This is a genomic window from Flavobacterium sp. PLA-DH12 (assembly GCF_059511845.1).
The window spans coordinates 46,392-66,249 of the sequence record NZ_JCAMPD010000013.1 but is presented as its reverse complement, the minus strand read 5'-3'; the positions used below and the strand labels follow the sequence as shown (position 1 = coordinate 66,249).

At 32.3% G+C, this 19,858-nt stretch carries 18 protein-coding genes; 14 read left to right on the top strand and 4 right to left on the bottom strand.

Going from position 1 to position 19,858, the window contains the following annotated elements:
* Positions 1-153 precede the first annotated feature (153 nt).
* Complete coding sequence (locus tag AC5ZCW_RS20715; RefSeq protein WP_496121543.1) at positions 154-1,518, bottom strand: DEAD/DEAH box helicase; 1,365 nt, start codon at positions 1,516-1,518, stop codon at positions 154-156.
* Positions 1,519-1,761: 243 nt separating this feature from the next.
* Here AC5ZCW_RS20715 and AC5ZCW_RS20710 point away from each other — a divergent pair, with 243 nt between their 5' ends.
* The 3 genes from AC5ZCW_RS20710 (at position 1,762) to AC5ZCW_RS20700 (ending at position 5,139) form a co-directional block, all read left to right on the top strand.
* The gene (locus AC5ZCW_RS20710; protein WP_496121541.1) at positions 1,762-3,489 is read left to right on the top strand and encodes a M14 family metallopeptidase; all 1,728 of its coding nucleotides are present in this window, start codon (positions 1,762-1,764) and stop codon (positions 3,487-3,489) included.
* A gap of 147 nt (positions 3,490-3,636) precedes the next feature.
* Positions 3,637-4,401, top strand: a complete 765-nt coding sequence (locus AC5ZCW_RS20705; protein ID WP_496121540.1) for a hypothetical protein — start codon at positions 3,637-3,639, stop codon at positions 4,399-4,401.
* A 102-nt stretch (positions 4,402-4,503) separates the two neighbouring features.
* The gene (locus AC5ZCW_RS20700; RefSeq protein WP_496121539.1) at positions 4,504-5,139 is read left to right on the top strand and encodes a hypothetical protein; all 636 of its coding nucleotides are present in this window, start codon (positions 4,504-4,506) and stop codon (positions 5,137-5,139) included.
* A 326-nt stretch (positions 5,140-5,465) separates the two neighbouring features.
* Here the strand turns inward: AC5ZCW_RS20700 and AC5ZCW_RS20695 are convergent, their stop codons facing one another.
* Positions 5,466-5,870: a helix-turn-helix domain-containing protein gene (locus tag AC5ZCW_RS20695; RefSeq protein WP_496121538.1), complete on the bottom strand. Its 405-nt coding sequence runs from the start codon at positions 5,868-5,870 to the stop codon at positions 5,466-5,468.
* A gap of 595 nt (positions 5,871-6,465) precedes the next feature.
* On the opposite strand from AC5ZCW_RS20695, the gene AC5ZCW_RS20690 reads away from it, so the two are divergent.
* On the top strand, positions 6,466-6,696 hold the full coding sequence (locus AC5ZCW_RS20690) for a DUF4287 domain-containing protein (protein ID WP_250835607.1): 231 nt from the start codon (positions 6,466-6,468) through the stop codon (positions 6,694-6,696).
* A gap of 189 nt (positions 6,697-6,885) precedes the next feature.
* Here the strand turns inward: AC5ZCW_RS20690 and AC5ZCW_RS20685 are convergent, their stop codons facing one another.
* On the bottom strand, positions 6,886-7,524 hold the full coding sequence (locus AC5ZCW_RS20685; protein ID WP_496121537.1) for an NUDIX hydrolase: 639 nt from the start codon (positions 7,522-7,524) through the stop codon (positions 6,886-6,888).
* Positions 7,525-7,531: 7 nt separating this feature from the next.
* On the opposite strand from AC5ZCW_RS20685, the gene pyrE reads away from it, so the two are divergent.
* Together pyrE and AC5ZCW_RS20675 are read left to right on the top strand one after the other, a co-directional pair.
* Complete coding sequence (pyrE, locus tag AC5ZCW_RS20680; protein ID WP_343543505.1) at positions 7,532-8,176, top strand: orotate phosphoribosyltransferase; 645 nt, start codon at positions 7,532-7,534, stop codon at positions 8,174-8,176.
* Between the two features lie 197 nt (positions 8,177-8,373).
* Positions 8,374-8,766, top strand: coding sequence for an SRPBCC family protein (locus AC5ZCW_RS20675; protein ID WP_111283220.1), 393 nt, complete (start codon positions 8,374-8,376; stop codon positions 8,764-8,766).
* A 196-nt stretch (positions 8,767-8,962) separates the two neighbouring features.
* Here AC5ZCW_RS20675 and AC5ZCW_RS20670 read toward each other — a convergent pair whose 3' ends face one another.
* Complete coding sequence (locus tag AC5ZCW_RS20670; RefSeq protein ID WP_496121536.1) at positions 8,963-9,691, bottom strand: biotin--[acetyl-CoA-carboxylase] ligase; 729 nt, start codon at positions 9,689-9,691, stop codon at positions 8,963-8,965.
* A gap of 92 nt (positions 9,692-9,783) precedes the next feature.
* On the opposite strand from AC5ZCW_RS20670, the gene rsfS reads away from it, so the two are divergent.
* The 8 genes from rsfS to AC5ZCW_RS20630 all read left to right on the top strand — a co-directional run bounded on the left by rsfS (position 9,784) and on the right by AC5ZCW_RS20630 (position 19,841).
* Positions 9,784-10,155 carry a ribosome silencing factor gene (gene rsfS / locus AC5ZCW_RS20665; protein ID WP_177210090.1) on the top strand — a complete coding sequence of 124 codons (372 nt, stop codon included), beginning with the start codon at positions 9,784-9,786 and terminating at the stop codon, positions 10,153-10,155.
* Positions 10,156-10,170: 15 nt separating this feature from the next.
* Complete coding sequence (gene ftsH / locus AC5ZCW_RS20660; protein ID WP_177210091.1) at positions 10,171-12,096, top strand: ATP-dependent zinc metalloprotease FtsH; 1,926 nt, start codon at positions 10,171-10,173, stop codon at positions 12,094-12,096.
* 116 nt (positions 12,097-12,212) lie between these two features.
* A complete protein-coding gene (locus tag AC5ZCW_RS20655; RefSeq protein ID WP_343543511.1) occupies positions 12,213-12,818 on the top strand; it encodes a lactate utilization protein B/C in 606 nt (201 codons plus the stop codon).
* Between the two features lies 1 nt (position 12,819).
* Positions 12,820-13,710: a phosphatidate cytidylyltransferase gene (locus AC5ZCW_RS20650; protein ID WP_177210093.1), complete on the top strand. Its 891-nt coding sequence runs from the start codon at positions 12,820-12,822 to the stop codon at positions 13,708-13,710.
* Entirely contained in the window at positions 13,700-14,353 is a 654-nt protein-coding gene (locus AC5ZCW_RS20645; protein ID WP_177210094.1) for a phosphatidylserine decarboxylase family protein, read from the top strand. Before AC5ZCW_RS20650 ends, AC5ZCW_RS20645 begins: the two co-directional genes overlap by 11 nt.
* Complete coding sequence (locus tag AC5ZCW_RS20640) at positions 14,354-14,623, top strand: acyl-CoA-binding protein (protein WP_177210095.1); 270 nt, start codon at positions 14,354-14,356, stop codon at positions 14,621-14,623. It begins immediately after the preceding gene.
* A gap of 7 nt (positions 14,624-14,630) precedes the next feature.
* Entirely contained in the window at positions 14,631-15,410 is a 780-nt protein-coding gene (locus AC5ZCW_RS20635) for a superoxide dismutase (RefSeq protein WP_496121535.1), read from the top strand.
* Positions 15,411-15,623: 213 nt separating this feature from the next.
* Complete coding sequence (locus AC5ZCW_RS20630; protein ID WP_496121534.1) at positions 15,624-19,841, top strand: hybrid sensor histidine kinase/response regulator transcription factor; 4,218 nt, start codon at positions 15,624-15,626, stop codon at positions 19,839-19,841.
* Positions 19,842-19,858 lie beyond the last annotated feature (17 nt).

The window sequence follows — 19,858 nt, the reverse complement described above, 5'->3', positions numbered from 1 at the left end:
ATTCGTTATTTTTTTAACATAAAATTGTAAAACTTAGTCACTCAATTCTAAACTATTGAAATACAATAAAATAAATACGAAAATTTAAATTATAAATTCCAATCTTCATATCTACATCTTGCTTATCGCATCTTTCCTCTTACTTATCTAAAATCAATATTTCCCTTTCTTCTCCTCCTCTACTTTCTTGATGACATTTCGGGCAACTTCGATTTTAAACTTCTTGCCTTTCATTTTTTCATCCTTGATATTTTTCAGAAGTTCTTTTACTTTATTGTATTTAACTGCTGCAAACGAAACAAAATCTTTTACTTCAATTAAACCTAAATCGTCTTTTTCTAATTTTCCTTTTTGAGAAAAGAATCCTACGATATCAAATTTATTCAACTTAGTTTTCTTTCCGCCGCTGATGTAAATAGTCTGAAATTGAGGCGGATTCGGAAGCGAAACTTTTCCTTCAACATCCAAAACCTTCATTTCATAATCAATGTAATCTAGTTGCTTTTCACTTTCGTGAATGATAATATATGCCGTTCCTGTTGCTTGCATACGCGCCGTACGACCGTTTCTATGTGTAAACTCGTCTTCTTTTAACGGAAGATGATAATGAATAACATGTTTCATTTCTGGAATATCCAAACCTCTGGCAGCCAAATCTGTTGTAACCAAATACGTTACGCTTCCGTTTCTAAACTGAATCAAAGCACGCTCACGTTCTTCTTGATCCATTCCGCCATGATAATAAACTGAATAGATTCCTTTTTCGTTTAAAGTGTCACTAATACGTTCTGCAGCATCTCTATGATTACAAAAGATAATAGCCGATTCTGATTTCAACGAACAAATCAAATTGAACAAACTCTGCAATTTATCTTTAGATGGCGAAATCACCATTTTCATAGATAGATTGGCTTTTTCTTCTTCCTCAGGAATAAAATCTAAAACCGTCGGGTTTACCACTCGTGTATATTTCGGAATCTCAATATCTGAAGTCGCAGAAACCAAAACTCTTTTATTGACTTTCGGCAATCTGCCAATGATAAAAGACATTTGCTCGTGAAATCCTAATTGAAGCGATTTATCAAATTCATCCAAAATCAAAGTTTGAATTTTATCGGTTCTAAAAGTTTCTCTGTCAATATGATCGGCAATTCTTCCAGGCGTTCCAATTAAAACTGCTGGCGGATTGCTTAAGTTTTTGATTTCAGTATCAATTGAATGTCCGCCATAACAAATATTTACTTTGTACTGCGTTCCCATTTTTTTCCAAACCTGTTCGATCTGAAGCCCCAATTCACGTGACGGAACCAAAATCAAACATTGAACAGAAAGAATTTCAGGCTGTAACAATTCTAAAATAGGAAGCAAAAACGCCAATGTTTTTCCAGATCCTGTTGGAGAAAGTAATAAAACGTTGTTTTCGTTTAAAATAGCATCGTGTGCCGTTTCCTGCATTTCGTTCAGGCTCTGAATTCCTAAATTCGAAAGTATATCGTTGGAATGGTGTTTTTTATTCATTCTGCAAAAGTAGAGAAAAATAGTTGGCAGTTTACAGTTTTTAGTGTTCAGATTTGAATGCTGTTGAATTTTGTTTCTCGCAGATTTGGCAGATCAAGCAGATTAAATTTTAAATACCAAAATAAAAAATCTCCTAAATCTGCAAAATCTGCGAGAGACTAATAACCACAAAGCATATCAACTTGAAACTTGAAAATTTAAACAAATAAAACTATTATATTTGACCATCAAAAACCCAAAACCATGAAACTTTTCACCATTCTCTTTTCACTTTTCACCATCACTATTTCCGCTCAAAACAATAAGAAATACGATACCTTTTTTGAGAAAGGAAACGGTAATCAATCTGCTTCTTATCAGGAAACTATCGCTTACTGGAAGATGCTTGCTGCCGATTTCCCGACTATTCAAATGAAAGAAATGGGACTCACAGATTCTGGTGAACCTTTGCACATGATTACCTTTAATCCTGACAAGGAATTTGATTTTGATAAAATTCAGAAAACCAAAGCCGTTCTTTTTGTCAATAACGGAATCCACGCAGGAGAACCTGACGGAATCGATGCCACAATGCAATTCTACAGAGATTTGGCAACAGGAAAAATGAAAGCGCCAAAAAACACCGTTTTGGTTACCATTCCAGTTTATAATATTGGTGGTGCTTTAAATAGAAATTCGACAACGCGTGCCAATCAAGATGGCCCAGAGATTTATGGTTTTAGAGGAAATGCCAGAAACTACGATTTGAATCGTGATTTAATGAAATCGGATACTCGAAATACAAAAAGTTTTGTGGAGATTTTTCAGAAAATAAATGCAGATGTTTTTATCGATAATCACGTAAGTAACGGTTCTGATTATCAATACAAACTGACGTACATCATGACGCAGCACAACAAACTGGGAACAGTTTTGGGCGATTTTATGAATAACGAAATGATGCCAGCTTTGGTAAAAGATCTTCAGAAAAAGAAAATCGAAACTACGCCTTATGTCGATTCGTTTAAAGATACTCCTGACAAAGGTTTCGGACAGTTTGTTGATAGTCCGCGATATACAACGGGTTATACTTCACTATTTAATACAATTGGTTTTGTAGTCGAAACGCACATGCTGAAAAAATACGCGGAACGTGTAAAAATGACCTACGAATACATGAAATCGACGATGGATTTTACCGATGCTAATTATCAAAAAATAAAAGAATTAAGAGTACAAAATTTGGAGCAATATCAGCCAAAGAAATCATACACTTTAAAATGGGAATTGGACAGTACAAAAGCGACCACTTTTTCGTTTTTAGGTTATGAAGCAGGTTACAAAAAAAGCGACGCTACAACAGGAAATCGTTTGTATTACGACCGAAGCAAACCTTACAAAAAAGACGTTCCGTACATCAAAGAATTTAAATCGGTTAAAGAAGTGGTGATTCCTACGGCTTATGTTGTTCCAAGAGGATATTGGAATATTATTGATCTTTTAAAAAACAATAACACCTCGTTTAAAGAGATTAAAAACGATACTATTATAGAAGTCGAAAGCTACAGAATTGCCGATTTTAAAACGGTTCCGTCCGCTTACGAAGGTCATTATATGCATAGAAATACAACCGTAACTTCTAAAATTGTTAAAATGGCTTTCGCCAAAGGAGATTACCTAGTTCCAACCAACCAAAAAGGTGTAAAATATCTTGTAGAAGCTTTTGAACCAGAGGGCGTTGATTCGTTCTTTAACTGGAATTTCTTCGACCCTATTTTACAGCAAAAAGAACATTACTCAGAATATATTTTTGAAGATACTGCTGGACAGCTTTTAAAAGAAAATCCAGACCTAAAAGCAGAATTAGAAGCTAAAAAACAAAACGACCGAGAATTTGCTAGAAGCGCCGAAGCACAATTGGATTGGATTTACAAGCATTCGGTTTATTACGAAAAGGCGCATATGCAGTATCCTGTTTATCGTGTTCTGTAGATTTTTTTAAGCAAAGTGCGCTAAGATTTTACGTGTAAATCTTTGTCTAAGCTGCAAAAATTGTTTAATTATTTTTATATAAGTTTATAAAATAATTATAATGGTTATTGATAATTGTAAATACCTATAAACAACTTTAATTTAAAGATGACATTAATTTATATTTTCTTATTGGTAATAACTGTTTTTGTTATTATGTCTTTTGCGAGTTTATTAAAAATTAAAAAACAGAACAACCAATATAATTACAATGGAATAAGTGATGACCGATATTACGAATTGAAATATAAGTTGCAATTCATAACTTCAGTTGGTGTTATAGTAATAGCTGTTGCAGGTTTTTTTGGCGTGGACAAATACGAAAATTTTGTAGCAGAATTTCAAAAGAAAACAGATTCACTAGATATTAAATTAAAATTGTATGACAAAAAGATAAAGTCATTAGATTCCAATATTGCAAAATACGATACCAAAATAAATGCTTATGATATTTTTCTGAGAAAAATGGATTTAAGCAAAGTCAAATTTTCTAAAGAAATGCTAGCATCCAACAAAGATCTATTATCACTAAAGGACACAATAAACAATATCAAAAAAAGAAATGTACTAGATAAAAGTTTTTATGTTATTGATAATTTAGAAATTAAAAATCATTATCAAAATGAAGTAAAAATTGAAATTAATAAAAAGTTTTACTTTAAAAATATGACAACCATAATAGGTGACCAACTACCAATATTTGTCAAAAAACCTGTTGTATTTGTTATTCCACAATCTTCAGCTGACATATCCTTAATTGAAGTCACAAATGAATATGTTATTGTTGATTATGGAATGTTTCAACATCACGGCGTTAAAGAAGCTCCTAAATCATTTGCTTTTGGATTATTAATAGCTAGAAAATCAGAGTAATCTAGTGAGGCTTTCAATAATCAAAACGCCCTAATATAAGAAGTTATGCTACTTTATCAATTTTAGCATTTATAAATTTCATTCAATCTAATCAAAAGTTAAATGACCAAACCAATTACAGTAATACACGATACAATTATTGTCAGAGATACAATCTATCAAACGATTACCGCTACAAAAATAGATAAAGCCGAAGTATACAAAGATATTTTAACAAACCAAACATCTACCAATAATACAATATTTTTAGTATTCTTTGGTCTTTTAACTCTTTTTATCGGTGCATCTTACTTGTACAACATAACTGTTGCTAAAACACAAATAATAAAACAGACTAGGAAAATCTTTGCGGCGGAAAAGAAGAAAATGCATAAGGAAATCAAAAAGGATTTAAATGAAAAATTTTATAAAATAAGAGGTGAAAGTGCTAGATTATTCTCAAATCAGTGCTTAGAAAATACTCCACTTAAAAATGTGCAATTACTATATTGGATTTGTCAATGTATTAAATATTATAGTAAAGTAAAAGATGGAGGACTGGCAGTAAGACAATCTTGCAAAAGAGCTATTAAAATTTCTGAAACTATTAAAACAAAAAAAACTGAATGTAAACCACTTCTACTAGAAAAATATCCTAATTTACAACGCAGTTTCTATAAGATATTTGAGAAATTACCATTAGAATTGTCAGAAGAAAAAAATAAGCTAAAAGAATTATTAGATGATATAGTATCATAATTTTTTTAAAATACAATCATTTATTTTGTTTTAATAGTTAAAATGTTTTATTATCGAAATGCACATGCTGAAAAAATATGCCGAACGTGTAAAAATGACCTACGAATACAGGAAAACGATAATGGGTTTTACCGATGCCAATTATCAGAAAATCAAAAAACTTCCTCCGCTGGCGCGAGCGTCCCGCCCGTGAACGCAATCTAAATCAATACGTAAAAAGAGAACGAGCAAGACGCTCGCGCCAGCTACAATAGACAAAATTAAAAAGCCTAATAAAACACAAGATTTATTAGGCTTTTCTATATTCCACAAAGAATAAAAAAATCTTATTTATCCTTCAATATTTTTTCTAAATACTCCACTTTATCTTTTTCAGCTTGAACCAAACGTTCATAAAGCTTTTTATTTTCTTCGTAAGCTTCAATCAATTTATCTAATGGATTGAAATTGCAATGATTATTAAAAGTTCCTGCACTGTTATCTGTAAAACTATTAAAAAAATTAATTGCCGCTTCGTCTGAAAAGTTTTTCAGCGCTTCAACAGTTACTCCCAAAGCTTTAGCAATTTGTTTTAACTTTTCATCATCAATCTCTTCGCTATTTTCTAAAGCTGAAACAGTTTGTTGGCTCATTCCTAAAGCCTGAGCCAAAGCTTCTTGCTTCATGTCACGAAGCTCACGAATTCGGCTTATTTTTCGGCCTATATGGCTTGGTTTTGTATGTGTGCTCATAAGTCAAAGATAATATAAAAAGGTCATAACAAATATCTAGTAACAAACAGATTTAAATGGTATCGTACCATTAAAATGATTTAATCTTTTTAGTTACTAGGTTTTAAACAAAAGTACGATTTTTGAGACATGAAATTAAGTAAGTTTTTAAGTTTCTGAGATTCTACGGTGTTAACTTTTAAGTTTGTCAAAGTTTAAAACTTTGACAAACTTAAAATTAGATTAAAAAAAAGTCTTAATTTGCTTTCTAAAATATCTTTTTTGATAATTAATAAAAAGGTCAATTAAAGTACCTTAACCTTATTTTTTTAACCGTAAAACAGAAACTTTAGACATTATGAATGCAGTTATAAAAGATTACGATTATTCGTTGATGGCTTGGCAATTTTTTTGTTTACTTTTTGGGATAGCAATACTTTATTTGCTGTACAAAGTTTATAAAAAAGTTAAATAAGTTATATCGATAAAATAAATAGTCCTAGAATGCACTAGGCTAATTTTATAAAAAAGTTGAGCTAAAGAAATTCAAAAAACCGAATATTAATCCTACTTTTAATTTGTATTTTCGTTTTACTTAACTTCTAACTTTTATTTTATGTCATTTCAAGGATACCTAAAAACGATTAAAGAAAAAACAGGAAATGGTCCAGCTGAGTTTAGAACTTTGGCAGAGCAAAAAGGTTTTACTGCAAACGGTGAGTTAAAACCCGAAGTAAAAGCTGGAGATATTGTAAACTGGCTTAAAAATGATTTCGCCTTAGGGCAAGGTCATGCAATGGCAATTTATGCTTTGCTCAAAGGCATTAAAAACGAGGATAGCGAATAAAAAAGTTCTCACTAAAAACCAAATGAACTTTTAAAGACGAGTGCCCGCGTGAGGGATAGAGCCAGGCTACCGAAGTAGCGGCGAAAGCCCGACAGCAATAAAAAAAAGACCCAATGAACGCAAAGTTGATTGGGTCTTTTTTTTATTGGTGGCACGCCCTTATTTTAAAGATGCTAAGATGCTAAGCTACTAAGATTCTAAGTTTTCTTTCTTTGTCTTTAAATCTACTGGAACTTTTTTTTCTTCTTCGAATAACAATTTGATGTTTTCGTATGAGTTTTTAAGTGCTTCTCTGATTTGTTCTGGGTTTAACCACGCTACTTTTTCTATTCCTTCTTCGATTTGACCGTGTGGTGTTCCTTCAAAATCGGAGAACATTTCGAACCAATGCGTGATTTTTAATTTGTATTTTCCGTTGCGTTTAAAGATGTGATAGGTTTTTTGAAGTTTATTCGTAATACGAAGCTGGTTTACTCCTGTCTCCTCCTCTACCTCACGCATAGCCGTCGCTTCAATGTCTTCCCCCTTCTCGATTCCGCCTTTTGGCAGGTCCCATTTTCCGTTTCTAAAGATAAACAAGACTTCGCCTTTCTTATTGTAGACAAAACCTCCGCCCGCTTTATTCACGGGAATCTTGGCTTTAAGGGTTTTCATTATCTCACTTTCGTCAGGATGATATAGAATCGCTTTTTGAATTTTATTTTGAAAAATTTTTATAATAAGCTGTTCGATATCAATACTCTCCAACAAGAACAATTGGAAATCTGTTTCCTTCGAGATTTCATTTGTCAAAAAAAGTGGTTTGTCGTTTACAAAAACTTTATACATTTGTACTATGATTTTTAATAAAGATACTGCCGAAAAAACAGCCGAATTGCTTTTGCAAATAAATGCAATTAAATTGAATCCCGAAAATCCTTTTACATGGGCTTCTGGTTGGAAATCTCCTATTTACTGTGATAATAGGTTAATTCTTTCATTTCCGAGCATTAGAAACTATGTTCGTGATGAGTTTGCTAAAAACATCGAAAAACAATTTGGAAAACCTGATGTGATTGCTGGTGTTGCTACTGGAGCCATTGGAGTTGGAATTTTGGTTGCCGAAAGCTTAGGTCTTCCGTTCGTATACGTGCGTCCGGAACCAAAAAAACACGGTAGACAAAACCAAGTAGAAGGTTTTTTGCAAAAAGGACAAAATGTTGTGGTTGTTGAGGATTTAATTAGTACCGGAAAAAGTAGTTTATTGGCTGTTGAAGCTTTAAGAAACGAAGGTGCTAATGTTAAAGGTATGGCAGCTGTATTTACTTATGGTTTTGGTGTTGCCGAAGCAAACTTTAAAGAAGCTAACGTTGATTTGTTCACTTTAAGCAACTACGAAAACTTGTTAGATTTAGCAGTTCAAAAACAATACATCACAGAAGATCAGCAATCTACTCTGCAAGAATGGAGCGTAAGCCCGTCTACTTGGGGACAGGAATAAGATTTTAGATTTTAGATTTTAAAATCGCTTTGCTCCTTTTGGAATTTGTCCCGATAGCTATCGGGATTAAAAAATTGGGATTTTATTTAAATTTCAGCTTTGCGAATTTAAATAAAGTCAAAGTAACATAAAAAACCTTGCGTCCTTTGCGGTAAAAAAACATTTGCGGTAAAACAAAAAAAAAAACAAAAAACAATATGAACTTAGAAAGTCCAAAAGTTACTGTTCAGAAATCAGCTCAAGATTTATTCGATCAATTGACTGACGTAAAGAATTTCGAAAAATTAATGCCAGACAATATTGCTAAATTTGAAGTGACTGGCGAAGACGCTTTTATTTTTGGATTGAAAGGAATGCCTGAAATCAAATTAAAGATGAAAGATAAAGTAGCTCCAAACAAAATTGTTTTGGGTGCTGCAAGTGATAAACTTCCGTTTACACTAACTTCAAATATTGACACTGTTTCTGATTCAGAAAGCGCTGTTCAATTATTTTTTGAAGGAGAATTCAACGCTATGATGGCGATGATGGTTAAAGGTCCTATTAGTAAGTTTATTGAAACTTTAGCAAACAATATGAACAAGCTTTAATAATGGTGAATTATTAATTGTGAATTATAAATGAAAATGTCCGACTATTGTTGGACATTTTTTTTTATGCTCTCGCAAAGTCGCAGAGACTCAAACATTTATTTTAAGATTAAACCATTAATAACTTAGCGTCTTAGCGACTTTGCGAGATAAAAATAAAAAACTTAGAATCTTAGCATCTCAGAACCTTAGCACCTTAGTAAAGCATCTTAACTTCCTTAATCTCAAATTCGGAAATCGAATCATCTTCTAACAAAACCTGTAGCTTACCAATTGGAGAAACGCCTTGAATGATTCCCATAAAATCTTGATTATTATTATCTCTAAATGCAGTCGGAATTCCCTTTTTAAATAAAAAATTGAAATAATCGTTCCAAAAGGTTTGTGATTCTGTTTTCCATAATTGAATTTTCTCTTTTAGTTTTTCGACAATTAAAATTGCCAATTTTTCTTTATCGAAAGATTTACCAGCAATTACTGCCATAGAAGAAGCAGTTGGCAATTCGGTAAAATCGGTTTGATTGACATTGATTCCGATTCCAGCAACTGACACGATTCTGCCATCGCTTTTTAAGGTATTTTCGATTAATATGCCAACCAATTTCTTATTGTATGACAGAATGTCGTTTGGCCACTTAATACAAATATCAGGAATATTTAATGCTTTTAAAACCTCTGCAACAGATAAAGATACCAAGACGCTCAAATTAAAAACTTCGTCGTTATTAAACAGGAAATCTTTCACCAAGACACTCATAGTTAAGTTCTTACCCGCTTCAGTCTTCCATACGCCACCTACTTGTCCTTTGCCTTTTGTCTGATTTTCAGCTGTTACCGTTGTAAAATTCTCCAGTTCATCTTGACTTGATAAAGCTTTTAAGAAGTCATTTGTAGAATCTATGGCATCGAGTTTGATTAGTTTCATTAAATAATTTAAATATCTTAATTTAATATTTTGTTAAGGTTCAAAAATAATCACAAAATTTGGTAACTTTACAAATTCATATAAAATAATTCATGGCGAAAAAGACTGTTAATAATGATGTTCTACTGGCGAACATAATCAAAGGGATTGAGGAAGTAAAAGGAAATGATATCGATATTCTTGACTTAAGAGAAATAGATACTGCTGTATGCGACTATTTTGTTATTTGCAACGGTAGCTCAAACACCCAAGTAAACGCCATCGTAAACTCAATTCAAAAAATTGTATCAAAAGACTTAAAAGATAAACCTTGGCACGTAGAAGGAACCGATAATGCAGAATGGGTTTTAATGGACTATGTACATATTGTAGTACACGTTTTCCAGAAACATATTCGCGAATATTACAACATCGAAAGCCTTTGGGGCGATGCCAAAATAACTTCAATCGAGAACAAATACTAAAGAAACTTTCATTAAATGGCTAAAGATAATAATCCAAATCCGAATAAATTTAAAATAAGTCCTTGGTTAATATACACCGCAATACTTTTAGTTTTTTTATTCATAAGTTTTGCCACAGGAGGATCAAGCTTAAGCGAACCTGCTCAATTAACTTCTTCTAAATTCAACACCCTTCTAGAAAAAGGACAAATTGAAAAAGTAATTGTTTACAACAAAGCAGAAGCTGAGGTATACTTGAATGCTGCGGCTCTTAAAGACCCAGCAAACAAAAAAGTTGCTGAAGATATTTTCAAACAGCCAAACAAAGGCCCACACTATACTTTGGAAATTGGTAATGATCAAATCTTTCAGACTAAATTAGAAAAAGCAGTTAGCGAAGGAAAATTAAAAGATTTCAACTTCCTTCAAAAAAATAACTGGAGCGATATTTTAATTAGCTTACTTCCTATCATCATCATTGTTGGTGTATGGATTTTCATTATGCGTAAAATGTCTGGTGGAGGCGCTGGCGGAGGCGGACAGATTTTCAATATCGGAAAATCTAAAGCTAAATTGTTTGATGAAAAAACAGACATTAAAACTACATTTAAAGATGTTGCAGGTTTAGAAGGTGCTAAAGAAGAAATTCAAGAAATTGTTGAATTCCTTAAAAACCCTGAAAAATACACGAATCTTGGAGGTAAAATTCCAAAAGGAGCTTTATTGGTAGGGCCTCCGGGAACAGGTAAAACTTTATTGGCAAAAGCAGTTGCTGGTGAAGCGCAAGTACCTTTCTTCTCTTTATCAGGTTCAGATTTCGTAGAAATGTTTGTAGGTGTTGGTGCTTCACGTGTACGTGACTTATTCAAACAAGCTAAAGAAAAATCTCCTGCTATCATTTTCATTGATGAGATCGATGCTGTTGGTAGAGCGAGAGGAAAAAGCAATATGTCTGGCGGAAACGATGAAAGAGAAAATACTTTGAACCAATTACTGACAGAAATGGACGGTTTTGGTACAAACTCTAACGTAATCGTTTTGGCAGCAACAAACAGAGCTGACGTTCTAGACAAAGCTTTAATGCGTGCAGGACGTTTTGACAGACAAATTTTTGTTGACTTACCAGATATTCGCGAAAGAGCTGAAATCTTCAAAGTACACTTAGCTCCTATCAAAAAAGTTGAAGGTCTAGATTTAGATTTCTTAGCAAAACAAACTCCAGGATTCTCTGGTGCTGATATTGCCAATGTTTGTAACGAGGCTGCTCTTATTGCTGCTCGTAACAACAAAGCCGCAGTTGACAGACAAGATTTCCTTGATGCCGTGGATAGAATTATTGGTGGTCTTGAAAAGAAAAACAAAATCATTACTCCAGACGAAAAAAGAGCAATTGCAATTCATGAAGCCGGTCACGCTACTGTAAGCTGGATGCTGGAGCATGCTGCACCACTAATTAAAGTAACAATTGTTCCTCGTGGGCAAAGTTTAGGAGCTGCATGGTATTTACCAGAAGAGAGACAAATCGTTAGAACAGATCAAATGTTAGACGAAATGTGTGCTACTATGGGAGGTAGAGCTGCTGAAAAAGTAACTTTCGACAGAATTTCGACTGGTGCATTAAGTGATTTAGAAAAAGTAACTCGTCAAGCTCGTGCTATGGTAACTATTTACGGATTGAATGACAAAATCGGTAATGTTACGTATTACGATTCAACTGGACAGAGCGAATACAACTTCTCTAAACCATACTCTGATGAGACTGCAAAAATTATTGACAAAGAAATTTCTGAGTTAATTGAAGGTCAATATCAGAGAGCAATTCAGATTTTAGAGGAAAACAAGGACAAGTTAAACCAACTTGCTGATATTCTGATTGAAAAAGAAGTAATCTTTAAAGATGACTTAGAAAACATATTCGGAAAACGTACTTTTGATAAAAATTTAGAAGAAGTAGTTTCATAAGTAATTACGAAATACGTAATAATTTTTTAAAATCTTAATTCAAAACATCCTTTTGAATTAAGATTTTTTTATCTTTGAACGTTTTCAATTAACATGTAAAGCATTTCATATAAAAAATGAATTTTTTCAAAAAAATATTTGGCTCTAGTGAAGCCGCTTCTGACGAAGAGAACGAAAGCGAATATGCAGGAACTTCTGCGCAGAACAGTCATTTATCTTTAGATGAGCAATTTATTTTCAATTTCAAAAAAAATGGAGGTAAATTTTTGTACTGCGAAAACACAGGAGAACTTTCTGAACAGTTTGAAAACATTTTAGAAGAAAATGACTGGTTCGAACAAGAAGTTTTATGTTATGAACCTGCTTTATTTGGTTTATTAGAAGAAAACAAACTCTTTTACAGCGCACCAACCAAGCCAAGGTTCTTATTAGCAAGCTGCGAAAACCTTATTGCCGATGAAGGTTCTATCTTATTTTCGTCTAGACAAATTAAACAAAACAAACCAAACGAATTACCCGCAAATATTGTCATAATAGCCACTACCAGCCAAATCCTTCCCATGAAAAGTGATGGATTAAGCGCAATTAAACGTAAATACGAAAGGGACTATCCTACTAATATCACTACCATAAAATATTTCGAAAAAGCGAAAGAAGAAGATTTTACACAATACGGAAGTGTTGCGAAAAACCTTTATTTATTGCTTTTAGAAGATCTTTAAGATGAACGAAACACTGAAGAGAACCATTTCTGGTGCTGTTTATATCGCTTTATTATTAACTTCAATATTGTTTTCTACTGAAAGCTTCATTACTCTTTTTGGCGTTTTCTTAATTATTACGATATATGAATTTTCTAATATAGTAAACCTGAATAAAGTGTTTTCTATACTTTTTGGAATTCTGATTTATTCGACCACTATTCTAGTAAGTCATTACAATAAACAGACAAGCAAATTCTTAAACGATACTTTTAATTCCAACATAAATCTTGAAGTTAACATTAAACAATTAGACTTAATTCTTCTTGCTGTCACAATTGTTGTATCTATAAAATGTATCATATTCTTATTTTATGATTCTATTCAGAAAATAAGCACTTCTTCAAAGTATTTATATCTGCTTGGATATATTACGCTTCCATTTATTTTTATTGTAAAAATCTCTTTTGGAACAAATGATTACAATCCGAAAATCATTTTAGGACTATTTGTTTTAATCTGGACCAACGATACTTTTGCCTATCTAGTTGGAAAATCAATGGGAAAACACAAATTATTCGAGAGAGTTTCTCCTAAAAAAACAATCGAAGGTTTTCTTGGCGGGGTTGTTTTTGCAGCTTTTGCCGGATTTTTGATTTCTAAACTCTATATTCAGCCTAAACCTGAGTTTAGCAACACATCGATCTTAATTTGGACGATTATCGCATTAATTGTGAGCATTTTTGGAACTATTGGCGACTTAATAGAATCCAAATTTAAGCGAATTGCTGGCATAAAAGATAGTGGTTCGATAATGCCAGGCCACGGAGGTATTTTAGATCGATTAGATAGTGTTATATTTGTAGCACCAATTATATTTTTATTTTATCAAATTTTATATTATGTTTCATAAAGAGGGAGGCCCGTCCATTTTATTAGGTACTGTATTTACTGTAGCTGTACTTTTAATTGCTGAAAGATTTATAGATATCAATTGGCTTAGAATGCTTGTTCAAATTGCAGCGCTTGTAATTTTGATTATTATTTTACAATTCTTCAGAAACCCGAAGAGAATTGCAGTTAGAAACAGCGATCATATCTTAGCTCCAGTTGATGGAAAAGTGGTGGTGATTGAAGAAGTTTATGAAGGAGAATATTTTAAAGATAAACGTTTACAGGTTTCTATTTTTATGTCGCCAATCAACGTGCACGTAACACGTTATGCAATGGATGGTATTATTAAATTTAGTAAATATCACCCTGGTAAATTCTTAGTGGCTTGGCACCCAAAAGCGAGTGAAGAAAACGAAAGAACTACTGTAGTAATCGAAAACGAAACTTTTGGCGCTGTTCTATACAGACAAATCGCAGGAGCTTTGGCTCGCCGAATTGTCAACTATGCTAAAGAAGGAATGCAAGTTGTGCAAGGAACCGATGCTGGTTTTATTAAATTTGGTTCAAGAGTAGATTTATTTTTACCTTTAGGTACACCAATCAATGTTGAGTTGAATCAAAAAGCGATTGGAGGAAAAACAATTATTGCTACAAAAGCATAAATGGCCGATAAAGATTTAGATATTCGCTTCGCTAAAGCCGTAGAAGCTGCTATGACAATGACTCAGGCTTCGCTGCCACAAGATGTGCAGTTAAGACTTTACGCTTTTTACAAACAAGCTACTTTTGGTACAGCAGTCTACAATCAATCTGAAAATTTTGATTTGCGAAATGCTTTTAAAACCAATGCTTGGATGCAGATTAGCCATATGTCTGTAGACGAAGCCAAAGAAAATTATATCGAAATCATCAATTCATTAACATCAAAATAAAAACATTATGAAGAAAAACGTTGTTCTTTTCAGCACTTTAGCTTCATTTTTACTATTATTTTCCTGTAAAGAAGATAAGCTGGTTGAAGTAGTTGAAGTTCCTCTTCCAACAAAAGAAGAAAAAATAACTATTGGTTCACCAAATGATGTTAAAGCCGATCCCGGTTCTTTTGAAATGACAAAACTGCCATTTAATTATGATGCACTTGCGCCAAACATTAGAACTCTGACTTTAGAGACTCATTATTCTAAACATTATTTGTCATACACCAACGCTTTTAATAAAGAAATTGTATCGACTGAGTTTGAAAATATGCCTATTGAAGACATTTTAAAGAAAATGCCTCTTACTAATTTAAAACTTCGTCAGAATGCAGGTGGATACTACAATCATACTTTGTATTTTAACATTCTGACTCCAAAAGAGCAGACTCCAAAAGATACTCTCGCAGGTTCTATTGATAAAGAATTTGGTTCTTTTAATAATCTGACAAATCAATTTAAAGCACAGTCAGAAAAACAATTTGGTTCTGGATGGGTTTGGTTAGTTGTGGACCGTTATGGCAAATTACAAATTACTACAACAGACAATCAAGATAATCCGTTAATGAAAAATGCCTTGATTCCAGGAACTCCAATTATGGGAATTGATCTTTGGGAACATGCCTATTATTTAGATTATCAAAATCGAAAAGGCAGTTATATTGACGCCTTTTATAATCATATAAATTGGGAGAAAGTAAACGAATATTACGTTGAAGCACTCAAAAAGGTAAAAAAAGTATAAAACAAAAAAGCTGATACAAATTAAGTATCAGCTTTTTTTTGCTTAAATTGTCTCTCACAATTATTTTAACCAGTAAAAGCGAAACAAGGGTGACAAAAGTCATACATTTACAAAACACATCTATTTACCTTAGCATCAACATAGTAACCCAAAAAGAGTATTTATTACGTAGTAAAAAACCATAAATATTCTACTAGATACATAAATAAAAAATTGAAAATTAAACCCATTTATATTTATTTTGCCTGTATAATATTCTTTTTTTCATGTCAAAATAAAAAGAATGCCAGTCCAAATAATAAATCTACCGCCCATGAGTTATTTGAAACTTCTCAATTAAAAATTGAAAATCAGAACCCAAAATCAGTTTTTGACCATGTAAAAACACTTAATACGGAATATTCATTAGATCAACTAGACAATACCAAAGGTTTATCTAACAGCTCAATTAATGCAATATTTCAAGATTCGGAAAACTTACTTTGGATAGGAACTTGGGATGGCTTAAACCGTTATGATGGAAACAGCTTTGAAATTTTCAGACCAGAATTAAATAACAAAAACAGCCTGAGTAATCAGGTAATTTTAAAAATAGATGAGGATAATGCTGGACAGATCTGGATATTAACTATACATGGAATTAACCGTTATGATAAAAAAACCAGTGTTTTTGAACATTATTATTTTTCAAGAGAAAATATTCCTCCATTGTCTGAATCTGAATTTAATATGTCTCTTGATGCTTCTAAAAACGTATTTTGTGCTGTAAAAGATTGGGGAATTGGCTATTTTGATGGTAATTCTTTTCAATTATTATATAATCAGAAGTTTTTAAAAAAAGCTGTAAGAAAAATGGAATTCACTTTAAATGGTGAATTACTTGTATTATTTGAGGATAATAAACTCTATTCGATATCCTTTAAAAACAAACCAAATAAAAAACCTGTTGTTTCTAAAACGGCATTAATTTCTAATAATATCCGAACATTTGGAATTGTTTCTAAAGAGAAAATATGCACAGTATCGCTTACTGGAAATAGTAATTTATATTCTTTTACCAGTCATAAGAATACATTGCTTCCTAAAAAAGACATTGAAAATATTATCGGAAATATCCCAGAAGGGCTTATTGTTTCAAGTAAAACTGGGCATTATATTATTGACACTACCGGTAACACAATAAACAACAATTGGTTAGCACATCTGAATAAACAAAAAACCACTACCATAATTAGAGGAAATGAAAATATTCTTTGGACTGGAACAGATGGTGATGGAATTATTAAAATGTTTCCCCTCGAAAAATCATTTAACTTAATTTCTAAATCTGAGGTTCCAGATTTAGATGGCGCAATTGTTAGAACCTTTTTGCAGGTCGATAAAAATTCATTTTTAGTGGGTACAAAAGGAAAAGGTGTATTCCGTTTCTCATCAAAATTTTATCTAAATCCTGAAAAACCAATTGAATATCAAAACTACAATGAAAATAACAGTGCCATTAATAATGCTGTATTTTCTTTATTTAAAGGACAAAACGATTTAATTTTTATTGGAAGTGATGGCGAAGGAATTTCTGTTTTTGATCTTAAAAGATCTAAACTAATGAATTGGACAGATCTTATAGGCAGCAAAAACAGCGATTACTTTAAATCTGTCTATTCAATCTATCAGGATGCAGAGGGCTTTATTTGGCTAGGAACCAATGGATACGGGATGCTTCGATGCAAGATTGAAAGATCGGGAGACTATCTAAAAGTTACTGACTTTAAAAAATATCTTGCTGTTAATCATCAAAAAAACACTTTAAGCAGCAATATTATTTTCTCCATAATTCCTAAAAATAAAAATCAGCTCTGGATTGGAACTCGATTAGGAGGTTTAAATTTATTTGATAAAAAATCTGAGCATTTTACAGTTTACAAAAACAATCCAAATGATCCTGAAAGTCTTTCTAATAATGATATTTTGTGCTTGCAAACTGATGCAAAAAACAAACTTTGGATTGGTACCAGTTTTGGTCTTAACGTATTGGACCACATAGATAATAATGGAAAGGCACAATTTAAAAACTTTACAGTAAAAAATGGACTGCCTAACAATACAATTCACGGAATTATTGCTGATAAAAAAAACAATCTTTGGCTGAGCACTAATTTTGGCTTGTCAAACTTCAATATCAACGAACAAAAATTTACAAATTACACCAGAAACGAAGGCCTTCAGAACAATGAGTTCTCAGATGGTGCTTTTTATAAAGACCCTGAATCAGAATTTGTATTTATGGGAGGAATTAAAGGTTTTAATTATTTTCTTCCTCAAAACATAAAAGAATCAACCGTTATTCCTGATCTTTTTATTGATAAAATAAGTGGTCAGAATCAGCCGGAACCCTATTATCAGGGATTAGTAATAACTCCAAATTTAAATACACATCCTTCTATCGTTTTAAATCATGATCAAAACTTCTTTGATATTGAGCTCACCGCTTTAACTTATATCAATACTGAAAAATGCCAGTATGCTTATCAGTTAATGAATTTTGATAAAGGCTGGAATACTATTAATAACCGACGAATCATTTCTTTTACTAATGTCCCTAAAGGAAACTATTCTTTATGGATAAAATGGTCAAATAGTGATGGTGTATGGAGCAAACCCGTTCATGCGGTTGATATTAGGATTAAACCGATTTTCTGGCAGTCAAATCTTGCTATTATACTATACTCTTTAATGCTCATCGCTTTTGTGTTGTTTGTTCTAAGCTATTACAAAAAACGCCAGTCGTTAACGCAGAATATCCTTTTTAGACAAAGAGAAAAAGAACTTCATGAAAACAAACTTACGTTTTTTACTGAAATTGCCCATGAATTTCAAACTCCATTGACTCTTATTGTAGGTCCTATTCAAAAACTTGCCGAAACAACAGATCTCAGTGAAAAAAACCAAAAGTTTATCCAAATGATTCAACGAAATTCTTCACGTTTGCTATTCCTAACACAGCAGCTCCTTGAATTTAGAAAAGCAGAATATGATTATCTGGAAGTTACCGTCAAAAAGTTTGACTTAGTAAGTTTGATTGAGCAGATTGCCGAGTTATTTGATGAATGGGCATTAGATAAAAATATCGAATACAAGCTTGACATCCCTCCTTCCTTGCCAGGATGGTTTGATAAAGACAAGGTTGAGAAGATAGTGTTTAATTTGATGTCGAATGCTTTTAAATATACCCCAGCAAACGGAAAAATAAATCTTAGATTTTCATTTAAGGAAAAAGAAAAGGAAACTTTACATATTATCATTACAAATACAGGAAAAGGAATTCCTAAGGAAGAATTAGACTCCTTATTCAATCAGTTTTTTCTGTCCGACTCAAGCAAGGATTTTGACAACAATATGTTCCGGACAGGAATAGGTCTTGCTTATGTAAAAAAACTAGTGACTGTATTAAAAGGCGAAATACATGTCTCAAGCGGTTTAAATAAAAAAACCGCTTTTACGATACTTTTACCATGCAACAAACAGGCATTCAGCGAAAAAGAATTAGATACAACTGTTAACCCTGTTTTAATATCACATCATCTAAAGAATATTCTTGAAGAAAACACTATTAAATCTGAGGAGCTGCCAGATAAAATTGCATCGCTGGAAAATCTCAACAATAATCGAAAAGTAATCTTAGTAGTTGAGGACGAAAAAGATATTCATTCACTGCTGAATAGTTTACTTAGCGAAAAATACAAGCTTATTACAGCATACAATGGCCTTGAAGCCTTAAAAATTATTGAGCATACGGTTCCCGATATTATTATCAGTGATGTCATGATGCCTTTTATGGATGGTGTTGAATTGTGCGGAAAAGTTAAAACAAACCTTAAAACCTGCCATATTCCTTTTATTATGCTTACTGCAAAAGATTCTGTTGTACATAGAATTGAAGGAATAGAAAGTGGTGCAAATTCCTACATACCAAAACCTTTTTATCCGGATCATTTACTCGTAAGAATACAAAAACTCCTTGAAGAGAAAGAACTGATCTCGCAATATTTTAAACAGGACCCTCTTGTAGAAAATTTATCAGACCTTCCTATTGATAGTGACGAAAAAGATTTTATAAAAAAAGTTATTGAACTTATTCGTGCTAATATTGATAATGAAAATCTTCAAAGTTTATTTATCGAAAAAGAATTAGGTATAAGCAATTCACAATTATACAGAAAAGTCAAAGAGCTATTCGGTTTTTCACCGGGCGATTTAATCCGTACCGTTAGATTAAAATATGCGGCAGAATTGTTGCGCAGGAATAAATTAACCGTTTCTGAAGCATGTTACAAATCTGGTTTTAATAACCGTTCTTACTTTTATCGTGAGTTTAAAAAACTATATGATTTAACTCCCAAAAACTATCAGCTTAAATACAAGTCAAAAAGCTAATAAAATCCGATAAAATA

Coding starts and splice junctions, on each gene's coding strand:
- AC5ZCW_RS20645 (WP_177210094.1), top strand. CDS start 13,700: ATGTTTCATAAAGAGGGAGGCCCGTCCATTTTATTAGGTACTGTATTT.
- AC5ZCW_RS20695 (WP_496121538.1), bottom strand. CDS start 5,870: ATGAGCACACATACAAAACCAAGCCATATAGGCCGAAAAATAAGCCGA.
- AC5ZCW_RS20705 (WP_496121540.1), top strand. CDS start 3,637: ATGACATTAATTTATATTTTCTTATTGGTAATAACTGTTTTTGTTATT.
- rsfS (WP_177210090.1), top strand. CDS start 9,784: ATGGCGAAAAAGACTGTTAATAATGATGTTCTACTGGCGAACATAATC.
- AC5ZCW_RS20710 (WP_496121541.1), top strand. CDS start 1,762: ATGAAACTTTTCACCATTCTCTTTTCACTTTTCACCATCACTATTTCC.
- AC5ZCW_RS20675 (WP_111283220.1), top strand. CDS start 8,374: ATGAACTTAGAAAGTCCAAAAGTTACTGTTCAGAAATCAGCTCAAGAT.
- AC5ZCW_RS20700 (WP_496121539.1), top strand. CDS start 4,504: ATGACCAAACCAATTACAGTAATACACGATACAATTATTGTCAGAGAT.
- AC5ZCW_RS20650 (WP_177210093.1), top strand. CDS start 12,820: ATGAACGAAACACTGAAGAGAACCATTTCTGGTGCTGTTTATATCGCT.
- AC5ZCW_RS20670 (WP_496121536.1), bottom strand. CDS start 9,691: ATGAAACTAATCAAACTCGATGCCATAGATTCTACAAATGACTTCTTA.
- pyrE (WP_343543505.1), top strand. CDS start 7,532: ATGATTTTTAATAAAGATACTGCCGAAAAAACAGCCGAATTGCTTTTG.
- AC5ZCW_RS20635 (WP_496121535.1), top strand. CDS start 14,631: ATGAAGAAAAACGTTGTTCTTTTCAGCACTTTAGCTTCATTTTTACTA.
- ftsH (WP_177210091.1), top strand. CDS start 10,171: ATGGCTAAAGATAATAATCCAAATCCGAATAAATTTAAAATAAGTCCT.
- AC5ZCW_RS20640 (WP_177210095.1), top strand. CDS start 14,354: ATGGCCGATAAAGATTTAGATATTCGCTTCGCTAAAGCCGTAGAAGCT.
- AC5ZCW_RS20655 (WP_343543511.1), top strand. CDS start 12,213: ATGAATTTTTTCAAAAAAATATTTGGCTCTAGTGAAGCCGCTTCTGAC.
- AC5ZCW_RS20715 (WP_496121543.1), bottom strand. CDS start 1,518: ATGAATAAAAAACACCATTCCAACGATATACTTTCGAATTTAGGAATT.
- AC5ZCW_RS20690 (WP_250835607.1), top strand. CDS start 6,466: ATGTCATTTCAAGGATACCTAAAAACGATTAAAGAAAAAACAGGAAAT.
- AC5ZCW_RS20685 (WP_496121537.1), bottom strand. CDS start 7,524: ATGTATAAAGTTTTTGTAAACGACAAACCACTTTTTTTGACAAATGAA.